Source organism: Paenibacillus sp. FSL R5-0636 (assembly GCF_037974255.1).
Taxonomy (GTDB): domain Bacteria; phylum Bacillota; class Bacilli; order Paenibacillales; family Paenibacillaceae; genus Paenibacillus_AQ; species Paenibacillus_AQ odorifer.
This window is the reverse complement of record NZ_CP150232.1, coordinates 4,240,968-4,252,378: the sequence shown is the minus strand read 5'-3', so window position 1 is coordinate 4,252,378 and position 11,411 is coordinate 4,240,968. Positions and strand designations below refer to the sequence as shown.

Genomic DNA, 11,411 nt, shown 5'->3' with positions numbered 1-11,411 from the left:
GGTGAGAAACAGCGTGAGAACCGTAACGTTAACCTATCCGATGTCGCCGGAGACTGCTGCCGAATGGGCACAACCTCAAGTGGCTGCTCTAGGGCAGTTTGACGGCCTGCATCGTGGACATGCCAGTGTCATTACATCCGCTGTGGCCTTAGCCCGTAAACAAGGTGTGCCGGCTGCAGTCCTTACATTTCATCCTCATCCCAAAGATGTTATGGGTAAGGGGGATTATGAAGGGTACTTGACGCCACCCTTTGAAAAGCAAGAGATTCTTGCCAGCATGGGTGTAGATATCCTGTATGTTATTGAATTTAATGAGCAGCTTTCCCGGGTTAGTCCACAGAATTTTGTCTCTGTTATGCTTTTGCCGCTACATATTGTAACTGCAGTTGTTGGCTTTGACTTTCGCTTTGGCTACCAAGGTGAAGGCGATGTTGAGATGCTTCGTAAGCTGGGTGAAGGTGTTATGAATGTGGAAGTTGCTCCTCCTTTTCTGCTTGAAGGCGAAAAGGTTAGCAGCTCCGGCATTCGCAAAAGTCTCCAAAATGGAGATCTGGGACTGGCAAACTCCTGGTTCGGACGTTGCTATCATCTGCGTGGTGAAGTGGGGCATGGTGAGAAGAGAGGCCGCACAATTGGTTTTCCAACTGCCAATTTGAAGCTCAGTGATCATTTTGTCATTCCGACCAAAGGTGTATATGCGGTTCGAGTCTTTTATAAGGATAAAGTTCTGTACGGGGTTATGAATGTGGGCGTTAAACCAACCTTTCATGAGGGTGTGTTGACTCCGAGCTTTGAGGTACATCTGTTTGACTTCGAGGGTGACCTGTATGATCAAGAGCTTAAGGTAGAATTGGTATCTTACATTCGTCCAGAACGGAAGTTTGACTCCATTGGGGCATTGATTACTCAGATTGGCGAGGATGCAGAAACCGCGAAGAAGATTCTGGAGTATAATTTATAGTCATCCCGGACAAGCCGTTTACTTTTGTTAATGGAGATGCTATACTAAGTAACGTTGCTGGCTTACAGCATCATAACCTTAGCTTGGTTGCACGTTCTCACCGACGGTGACGAGGCTAGTGGCGATTATATTGAAGGAGGTGAACAGGATGGCATTAACTCAAGAACGTAAACATCAATTGATCGACGAGCACAAAACTCACGAATCCGATACTGGATCCCCTGAGGTGCAAGTTGCTATCCTAACGGAGAACATCGTTAATTTGACTGACCACTTGCGTACGCACAAGAAAGATCATCACTCCCGTCGCGGATTGTTGAAAATGGTTGGACAACGTCGTAAACTTCTGGCGTATTTGAAAAACAAAGACATCAGACGTTACAGCGCCCTGATCGAAAGACTGGGATTGCGTCGTTAATTTTCCATAAGATTACTCTTAAAGCAGCCTGGTTGTATACCGTATGTCCTTCTCGGAGCGACAGCGGGACAGCTGGGTTGCTTTTTGAAAATTTAGGGAAAACTTAATATTAGGATCGATGAGATTATTCGCAAAAACGGCGGCTTTACTTTTCAGTAAGGCCCAGCCGTTTCTTCTTATATGCATACAGAATAGGTAGCCTCCCTTTGGGACAAGCCTTTCCAATTCATTTAGATCGATATGTGAACCTGCTATTTTAGACTGCGGGTCTACTACTATTCAAGGAGGTATTTATGGAAAAACGTGTAGAAATGCAGCTGGGTGGAAGACGCCTTGTGCTGGAAACGGGCCGCCTGGCTAAACAAGCAAATGCAGCTGTTATGGTGCGTTACGGGGATACTTCGGTATTATGTACCGTTACGGCTTCGAAAGAGCCTAAGGATCTGGATTTTTTCCCGCTTACAGTCAACTATGAGGAAAGATTATATGCGGTAGGTAAAATTCCTGGCGGATTTATTAAACGGGAAGGTAGACCGAGTGAGAAAGCGATTCTGTCAAGCCGTTTGACAGACCGTCCAATCAGACCACTGTTCCCTGAAGGATTTCGTAACGATGTTCAGGTATTGAACATGGTAATGAGTGTGGATCAGGACTGCGCACCAGATATTGCTGCTATGATCGGTACTTCAGCTGCACTTAGTATTTCCGATGTGCCTTTTGATGGACCAATCGGCGGCGTTGCTGTAGGTCGGATTAATGGAGAGTTTGTGATCAATCCGGATATGTCTCAGCAAGCAATCAGTGATGTTTATGTAGTGGTTGCTGGAACGAAGGATGCAATCATGATGGTTGAAGCAGAAGCGAACGAAGTGACGGAAGATGTGATGCTCGAAGCGATTATGTTCGGTCATGATGAAATCCGCAAGATCGTTGCAACCATTGAAGAACTGGTTAAAGTGGCTGGTAAAGAAAAAATGGCTGTGAAGCTGCATACAGTGAATGCTGACGTGAATACTGAGGTCCGTGCATTTGCTGAGGCTCGTCTGGTGGAAGCCGTTAAAATAGCTGAAAAACATGCGCGTCAGGAAGCGATTGATGTCGTTAATGATGAAGCGGTTGCGTATTTCGTAGAGAAGTACATAGAAGCACCGGAGCTTCTGAAAGATGTTAAAGAAGTCCTACATGATATCGTGAAGGATGAAGTAAGACGTCTAATCACACATGATAAGGTTCGTCCAGATGGACGTAAACTTGATGAAATCCGTCCGATTGAATGTGATACAAGTCTGTTACCGCGTACACACGGTTCCGGTCTGTTTACACGTGGACAAACACAAATCCTTAGCGTTTGTACCCTTGGAGCACTAGGTGATGTGCAAATTCTCGACGGAATCGATCCTACTGAAACGAAACGTTTCATGCACCATTACAACTTCCCGCCGTTCAGCGTAGGGGAAGCTCGTCCGCTTAGAGCACCAGGACGCCGTGAAATCGGTCATGGAGCACTTGGAGAACGTGCATTATCCAAGGTTATACCTAGTGAAACTGAATTCCCGTACACGATTCGTCTAGTATCAGAAGCGATTGAATCTAACGGTTCTACTTCCCAGGCAAGTATCTGTGCCAGCATTCTGGCTATGATGGACGCTGGTGTGCCAATCAAAGCACCGGTAGCCGGAGTAGCAATGGGTCTGATCAAAGACGGAGAGCATGTCTCCATCCTGACGGATATTCAAGGTATGGAAGATCACCTCGGAGATATGGACTTCAAGGTAGCTGGTACAGCAGAAGGTGTTACAGCTATTCAAATGGACATTAAGATTGCCGGTATCGACCGCAACATTCTTCAGGATGCACTTCAGCAGGCTAAAGAAGGCCGTCTTTTCATCTTGGACAAAATGAATGAAGCGATCTCTGCGCCAAGACCTAATCTGTCCAAATATGCTCCAAAAATTATTATTATCAACATCAATCCGGACAAAATCCGTGATGTTATCGGTGCTGGTGGTAAGATTATCAATAAAATTATTGAAGAAACCGGCGTAAAAATCGACATCGAACAAGATGGCCGTGTCTTTATCGGTTCTTCAGATGAAGAGATGATCCAAAAGGCACGTTCGATTATCGAAGGACTAGTGCGTGAAGTACAAGTCGGAGAAATCTATGTGGGTACAGTTAGACGTATTGAGAAATTCGGAGCATTTGTTGAACTAATTCCGGGTAAAGACGGATTGGTACACATTTCCCAATTGTCCACTGAGCGCGTAGCTAAGGTTGAAGATGTTGTAGCTGTCGGGGATACAATTACCGTTAAAGTTACCGAAATCGACCAACAAGGCCGGGTTAACCTGTCGCGTAAAGCGGTATTGACTTCGGAAACTGGAGCTAAAGCTTAAGTTTCAATTGTAGAGGTACCTTTTCTAAAGTACCTAATAGCATAATAAAAGGAGACAGAAGCGATTGCGTTCTGGCTCTTTTTTTATATGAAATAAAGTAAAGTGCATCACTATCACGCCTCTTGCCTCTGTTCTTATGACATAAATTCCTCTCTTGTCTCATAGATTGGGACAAAGTGTCTTTGTATTCGTGTGGAACGGACTACAAGTCGTTTCTGCCGGGGAGGAAGTCGTCATGAAGACGGAAAAAGTGGCTTTAGTGGTTGCTTGTATTGCGATCGTGATAGGAATTGGCAGCACTCAGGGACCGGTAAAGGACATGCTTGCGCAATTGAAGCCGCAGGATGACCTAGCTGTGTGGAAGGATATTTCTAAGCCGGAGAACAATGATCTTCGGACACGGATTGAGACCGCCGCAGCCAAACTTAATGCCCCTCCAGTGAATGCCGTGGTTGATCGGGTATGGAAGGCGATTCCGGGTTATAACGGACTTGAGATTGATGTAGAGAGTACATATCGGAATGCTCTTTTGGCGCCAAAAGAACCTATAAAATTTATGTATCGGCAGATTGAACCACAGATATCACTGAATCAACTGGGAGCTGAACCCATATATCGTGGGAATCCGGCCAAACCGATGGTATCGTTGATGATTAATGTGGCGTGGGGAAATGAGTACATTGTGCCAATGTTGGATGTTTTGGATGAAGAGAACGTTAAAGTTACGTTTTTTCTGGATGGGAGCTGGCTGAGTAAAAATCCGGAGCTGGCTAAAGAAATGCTAAAACGTGGTCATGAGATGGAGAATCATGCTTATACCCACCCTAATATGAGTACTTTAAGTCGTGCGCGAGCTACTGTAGAAATTGAGAAGACACAAAAGCTGTTAAAGGAATCGCTTGGAGTCACTAATAAATGGTTCGCACCCCCTTCTGGTGATTTCGATCAGGAGACAGTAGAAATTGCCAGCAGTTTAGGGCTCAAGACCGTACTATGGACCGTGGATACCGTGGATTGGCGTAATCCTTCTCCTGAATCTGTAGTTGCCAAAATCACAAGCAAAGCGGAACCAGGCACTCTAGTCTTAATGCATCCCACAGCCTCATCCTCCAAAGCTCTGAGGGCCATGATACGTGGAATCAAAGCAAAAGGGTTGCAGTTAGGCACAGTTAGTCAAACGCTCTCAGCAGAGCGGCTGATCCCCTCTAATGTTGAGTGAGAGCTGTATTTCTGGTAGGATTATAGGCACGTGTAATTAAATTAGATAGAACATGGCTATTTGCCAGGAGGACTTGAAGTGGAAAAAATAGTGTTATCCAATGGTTTACGAGTGGTAATGGAGAAAATCCCGACTGGCCGGTCCGTTTCTTTCGGAATCTGGGTAAAGACAGGCTCTCGGAATGAACACCCTGGAAACAACGGGATATCCCATTTTGTAGAACATATGCTTTTTAAAGGTACGGATCGGTACAGCGCCAAGGATATTGCTGAGCAGTTTGACGCCATCGGGGGCAATGTAAATGCGTTTACCTCAAAGGAATATACATGTTATTATGCTAAAGTACTGGATGAGCATCTGCCCATCGCTGTAGATGTATTAGCGGATATGTTCTTCCGTTCACGGATGGACGCTGAAGAGCTGGAGAAAGAAAAGAATGTCATCCTTGAGGAAATCTCCATGTGCGAAGACACGCCGGATGATCTTGTACATGATTTGATGTGTGCTGCTGCCTACAAGGACCATCCGCTAGCGTATTCCATCCTTGGCTTGAAGGAACGGCTGATGGAGATGAAGCCGGATGATCTTCGGGCGTATATGAAGGAACAATACACGATTGAGAATACGGTTATAAGTGTAGCCGGCAACATTAGTGATGGATTGATCGAACTGCTGGAACAGCATTTTGGTTCTTTTGATAATCATGGTACAAGTGCGCCGCTGACTCCACCAGATTACTATGGAGAACTCTTATTTCACCGCAAGAAAACAGAGCAGAATCACATCTGTCTTTCCTTGCCTGGCGTACGTTCTGGCGATCCCTTGCAATATGCTATGGTGCTGATCAATAATGCCGTAGGCGGAGGGATGAGCTCTCGTATGTTCCAGGAAATTCGTGAAAAACGCGGATTAGCTTATTCGGTGTATTCCTATCACAGCTCCCAGGCAGATTCTGGTCTGTTTACGGTCTATGCTGGTACAGCGCCCAAGCAAACAAAAGATGTCATGGAGTTAATCAAGGAAATGATGTACGAACTTGCTACCAACGGCCTCAGTGAAGATGAGCTGAGAAAAGGCAAGGAGCAGCTTAAAGGCAGTCTCATTCTTAGTCTCGAAAGCACTAGCAGCCGAATGAACCGTATCGGAAAAAATGAACTTATGCTCGGAAGACATAATACATTGGACGATATGATCGCCAAAATTCAGCTAGTGACGATGGACAATATCAACAGTGTGCTGGACCATATGTTCGCGGAGCCGCTTTCTTTAGCGATGGTAGGCTCATCAGATAAAGCTATTGCAAATGTTAGGAGAGATGATCTTGTCTTATTACGTACAAATCAATAAACTTACTGGAAACGAGGATGTAAATCTTCCTTGTAAAATGTCGGAGCAAGCTTCCGGTTATGATCTTTATGCTGCAGTTGCGGGTGAAATTGTACTTGCACCAGGAGAGCGTGCTTTAATTCCAACGGGGATTTCACTGGCTATGCCAGAGGGGCTTGAAGCGCAGATCCGTCCGCGTAGTGGACTGGCCTTGAAGCACGGGATTACCTGCTTGAATACACCTGGAACTATAGACGCTGATTACCGCGGAGAGATCAAAGTACTCTTGATCAATCTGGGGCAGGAGCCGTTTGCTATCGCTCGCAATGAGCGGATTGCCCAAATGGTATTTCAAGCTGTTCCAGTGGTTAATTTGGTGGAAGTGGAAGAGTTGTCCGAAACACAACGTGGAGCCGGAGGCTTTGGTCATACTGGCAAATAAGACTGTTGATATAATTCATTTAAAAAGCTTACGAATTCATGCCCAAGGCATGATTCGTGAGCTTTTTTTGTTATGCAGAGTTAATTATCATTAAACATTATTTTCTTCGATTGTTATGCAGATAGCATTTTATAAAGTGCTATCTGCTACTCCAACTACATCCGATTTCCCCATCGAATAAACTCAGCATTTTCATTGGCGCTCTGCCACAACTCTAACCCTACCGTCAAATTAAAAACGAAGCCCCTATCGGACCTCAGCGCTCTTATTAACAACAAATCTTCTTAATTTGGCTGTTTTCGGACCCCAGTGTCACTATTGGATAAAAACACCTGATATCGAACCTGTTTATGTCGAATAAGAGCTCTCCAGTCCGAAACTCCTCCTAAAAGACAAAAAATACACAAATAGTTGCATCTCGGTCCGTAACTCATCAGCCGTAAGCCATCTGCTCATCAGCCATCAGCCATGCGTGCCGGGGATTTCATTTCCGCTCTTCACCCATTAACTATGCCCAGCATAAGATGCTTTATAGTCGATAGTGTATGTTGAAAGGAGCGTCATCCCTATGCTTACTGGCGTCAGGATCGTGTTCCTGGGCGGGGACGCGAGACAGCTTGAAGTGATTCGGAAATGTGTGGAATTGGATGCGACGGTAAGCGCTGCCGGGTTCGATAAGTGGGAGACCCCTAGCCCAGGGGTGAGCCTGGAACAATTGACGGTAGAGCTGCTAAGTAATGCAGATGTATTAGTGTTGCCCACGGTAGGCTGTGATGATGAAGGAAATATTAGTGCTCTATTTTCTTCTGAGCGTTTAACGATTCTGGAGGAGCATTTCACTGCGCTGCCATCCGATTGTTTAGTGTATACCGGTATGGCTAAAAGTTACTTGCGCGGGATGTGTACCAAGCACTCACTAAAGTTAATCGAACTGCTTAATCGTGATGATGTGGCTATTTACAACTCTATCCCGACAGCGGAGGGAGCGCTGGTAATGGCCATTCAGAACACGGATTTTACGATTCACAGCTCGAAATCAATGGTGCTTGGTTTAGGTAGAACTGGATTTACAATGGCTCGAAGTCTACAGGGACTGGGGGCTAGTGTAAAGGTTGGTGTCAGAAAACAAGAACATTATGCACGTGCTGAGGAAATGGGCTGGAAGCCTTTTATGACCAGTGAGCTGCTGCTTCACGTACCGGATGTGGATCTTATATTTAATACGATACCAAGTATGATCATCACCGCTCAGGTGCTCTCGCGGCTTGCGCCGCATTGCGTAATTATTGATCTGGCATCTGCACCAGGCGGTTGTGACTTTCGTTATGCTGAAAAACGTGGGATTAAGGCGATGCTGGCTCCAGGACTCCCTGGCATTGTAGCTCCAAAAAGCGCTGGGATTATTATGGCAAATGCGCTGGTACAGTCGATTTCGGACGAGGCTTTAATCAAGGGGGACGAATAAAATGGATTGGCACGGAAAAACAGTAGGGTATGCGATCACTGGATCTCATTGCACTTTTGCTGAGGTAATGCCACAAATTCAGCGCTTCGTAGACGGGGGAGCAAACGTAGTACCTATAGTTTCAGCATCTGTACTAGGAACAGACACCCGCTTTGGGACATCGCAAAATTGGTTAAAACAGTTGAAAGATATAACAGGGAATGATATCATTTCTACAATTGTTGAAGCGGAGCCGCTGGGTCCTTCCAAGCTGCTGGATGTGCTGACAATAGCACCTTGCACAGGAAATACAACGAGTAAACTGGCTAATGCCATGACGGATAGTCCCGTGCTAATGGCAGCTAAATCGCAGATGCGCAACGGACGTCCACTAGTTCTAGCGATATCTACAAATGATGGATTGGGCCTAAATGCCGCAAATATTGCTAAGCTTCTGGTGGCTAAACATATTTATTTTGTACCATTCGGTCAAGATAACCCTGAGGGTAAACCTAACTCGCTCGTGGCACGCATGGATCTTATCCCGGAAGCTTGCTATGCCGCTTTGCAAGGTAAACAACTACAGCCGATGATCATCGAACGGTTTCATTCAGCATAGAAAATTAACAGAACTCGGCTGATTTTGTTGTGGACAATAAAAGGGGAGATGCACCAAATGAGCAATGAGAAGTGCCAAGATAACGTAGTGGAAACAGCTAAGTTCATTGCTATCAAAAAAATATAAGCAATATTGCTACCGTCCTCAGGTTCGAGGGCGGTACAGCCATTTAACAACTTACTTAACGAATAAGCTCACGTACCGTAATCTTTTCACGAATGATTAGTGTGTTTGCTTTGATAATAATGGGGGAATTATACATGGGTATTCTGGTACAAAAATTCGGAGGAACATCGCTATCCACACCGCAAGCTAGAGAACACGTAATCCGCAATGTCAAAAGAGAGCTGGCAAGTGGCTACAGTCTTGTTATTGTTGTATCGGCCATGGGCCGTCGCGGAGAGCCTTACGCAACAGACACTTTGCTGGAATGGGCCGTGCAGAACGGAGATGCACTTCCTGACCGGGAAAAAGATCTCCTGATGTGCTGCGGTGAAATTATTTCAGCTACTACTCTATGTGGGCTGTTGGAGAATGAAGGTATCGCTTCTACAGTATTAACGGGAGCTCAGGCAGGATTTCTGACAGACAGCAACTATGGCAATGCCAGAATTCTGGATGTACGTCCGGAACGCATTCTCCGTGAGCTGCGTGAGGATAAAGTGGTTATTGTTACCGGGTTCCAGGGCCAGACTGAAGCGGGTGATTTAACAACTTTAGGCCGTGGCGGTAGTGATACCTCTGCTACAGCACTGGGTGCTGCTCTTCATGCTGATATGGTGGATATTTATACGGATGTTAACGGGATACTTACAGCTGATCCACGGATCGTTGAAGATGCTAAGCCATTAACTTACGTTAGTTATACTGAAATTTGCAATATGGCTCATCAGGGAGCAAAAGTCATTCATCCACGTGCGGTTGAGATTGCTATGCAGGCACAGATTCCAGTTCGTGTTCGTTCAACCTTTTCAGAAGCTGAAGGTACGCTGGTTACGAATCCAGAAGGATTTAACGATATCCAAGCAGGGGGTATTGTGGATCGATTCGTTACAGGGATTGCTTATGTCAGCAATGTTACACAGATTTCTGTAGAATGCCCGGACGGTAACGGAACCGGAGTGCAATTGCAAATCTTTAAGAGTATGGCAGATAACGGGATAAGCGTTGATTTTATTAATGTAACACCTACGGAAGCTCTTTATACGGTTTTTGATGACAAATCAGAGAAGGCTATTTCTGCTCTGCAACAGCTGGGTTTGCGACCTAAGAGTTTATCGGGTTGTGCCAAAGTTTCTGTTATCGGGGGCGGAATTAACGGTGTGCCTGGTATTATGGCGCGCATCGTTGAGGCGCTTAGCTCGCAAAACATTCAAATTCTACAATCCGCGGATTCGAATACAACGATATGGGTGCTTGTGAAAAAAGAAGATATGGTGCAGTCCTTGCGTTCGCTGCATGCTATGTTTGAATTGCACCGCTGACAGGGAGGAATTCAAAGTGGATTTCGGAAGATTAATAACAGCCATGGTAACCCCTTTTGATGGGGATGGAGAAATCAACTGGGATGTAACTTCACAGCTTGTCGATTATTTAATTGAGGTACAGAAATCAGAGGCTTTGGTTGTCTGCGGAACGACAGGGGAATCGCCTACGTTAAGCGATGAGGAAAAGCTGCAGCTGTTTTCTTTTGTGCTGGAAAAGGCGAATGGACGTTGTAAAGTTATTGCTGGAACTGGCAGCAATAACACGAAACATTCCATTCATCTGACGAAGGAAGCAGAGAAAATAGGTGTAGATGGAGTGCTTTTGGTCGTTCCTTATTATAATAAACCGAATCAGGAAGGTCTTTATCAGCATTTTTCCACGATTGCTTCAGAGACTTCATTACCAGTGATTCTATATAATGTTCCAGGTCGAACAGGTGTAAGTATGAGCGTGGCCACTACCCTGCGACTTGCTGAGATTCCGAACATCATTGCTACGAAAGAATGCGCGTCTGTGGATCAGGTAACACTTATTGCCTCTGCTTGTTCAGATGATTTCCGTGTATATACAGGTGATGATGCCTCGGGTCTTGCCAGTCTGGCTGTTGGTGGATACGGAATTATAAGTGTATCTAGCCATGTGGTTGGTGCGCAGATGTCAGAAATGATTTACGCTTATACCTCCGGCAATGTTCAGCTTGCTGGAGAGATTCATCGCCAGCTGTTCCCGATTTTTAAAGGAATGTTTGAATGCCCACAACCGCTGCCCAATCCATCAGCAGTAAAATATGCTTTAGGACTCAAGGGGATCCCTGTGGGCGGAGTCAGATTGCCACTTATTTCGCCAACGGAAGCGGAAGCGGCTTTTATTGAAGGACTATTTCACTAAGAATTAATCATTGATGATGAACGTTCTAAACCGGCTACTCTATTGGGGGAGCCGGTTTTTGCATTTATATTTTTTTTCTGAAATATTGAGACGAATTTAAGGAAAGAATTTGGATACGAGGCGGATGACTTGTCTTTTGCCAAAAAAATCATGTATAATGATCTTAAGTGACTGGGTGCGGTTAAAATTAAATATGCGGTAATCTTCCGT

Annotated in this window: 10 protein-coding genes; all 10 read left to right on the top strand. The window is 45.2% G+C overall.

The window, feature by feature from the left end; all coding sequences use genetic code 11:
- The first annotated feature begins 13 nt into the window (after window positions 1-13).
- The 10 genes from MKX34_RS19295 to dapA all read left to right on the top strand — a co-directional run bounded on the left by MKX34_RS19295 (window position 14) and on the right by dapA (window position 11,201).
- Entirely contained in the window at window positions 14-961 is a 948-nt protein-coding gene (locus MKX34_RS19295) for a bifunctional riboflavin kinase/FAD synthetase (RefSeq protein ID WP_038571921.1), read from the top strand.
- A 148-nt stretch (window positions 962-1,109) separates the two neighbouring features.
- Window positions 1,110-1,379 (top strand): 30S ribosomal protein S15, encoded by a 270-nt coding sequence (rpsO, locus tag MKX34_RS19290; protein ID WP_036656390.1) that lies wholly within the window; start codon window positions 1,110-1,112, stop codon window positions 1,377-1,379.
- 293 nt (window positions 1,380-1,672) lie between these two features.
- Entirely contained in the window at window positions 1,673-3,775 is a 2,103-nt protein-coding gene (gene pnp, locus MKX34_RS19285) for a polyribonucleotide nucleotidyltransferase (RefSeq protein WP_036688453.1), read from the top strand.
- Window positions 3,776-4,010: 235 nt separating this feature from the next.
- Window positions 4,011-4,994, top strand: coding sequence for a polysaccharide deacetylase family protein (locus tag MKX34_RS19280; protein ID WP_076106339.1), 984 nt, complete (start codon window positions 4,011-4,013; stop codon window positions 4,992-4,994).
- A gap of 78 nt (window positions 4,995-5,072) precedes the next feature.
- Window positions 5,073-6,341, top strand: coding sequence for a pitrilysin family protein (locus MKX34_RS19275; protein ID WP_036688449.1), 1,269 nt, complete (start codon window positions 5,073-5,075; stop codon window positions 6,339-6,341).
- On the top strand, window positions 6,316-6,762 hold the full coding sequence (gene dut, locus MKX34_RS19270) for a dUTP diphosphatase (RefSeq protein WP_170914171.1): 447 nt from the start codon (window positions 6,316-6,318) through the stop codon (window positions 6,760-6,762). The genes MKX34_RS19275 and dut overlap by 26 nt, the downstream gene beginning before the upstream one ends.
- Before the next feature lie 568 nt (window positions 6,763-7,330).
- On the top strand, window positions 7,331-8,227 hold the full coding sequence (gene dpsA, locus MKX34_RS19265; RefSeq protein WP_036688445.1) for a dipicolinate synthase subunit DpsA: 897 nt from the start codon (window positions 7,331-7,333) through the stop codon (window positions 8,225-8,227).
- Window position 8,228: 1 nt separating this feature from the next.
- Window positions 8,229-8,825, top strand: coding sequence for a dipicolinate synthase subunit B (locus MKX34_RS19260; protein ID WP_036688443.1), 597 nt, complete (start codon window positions 8,229-8,231; stop codon window positions 8,823-8,825).
- 260 nt (window positions 8,826-9,085) lie between these two features.
- Complete coding sequence (gene dapG, locus MKX34_RS19255; protein ID WP_076106337.1) at window positions 9,086-10,309, top strand: aspartate kinase; 1,224 nt, start codon at window positions 9,086-9,088, stop codon at window positions 10,307-10,309.
- A gap of 16 nt (window positions 10,310-10,325) precedes the next feature.
- A complete protein-coding gene (gene dapA, locus MKX34_RS19250; protein WP_036688439.1) occupies window positions 10,326-11,201 on the top strand; it encodes a 4-hydroxy-tetrahydrodipicolinate synthase in 876 nt (291 codons plus the stop codon).
- The last annotated feature ends 210 nt before the right edge of the window (window positions 11,202-11,411 follow it).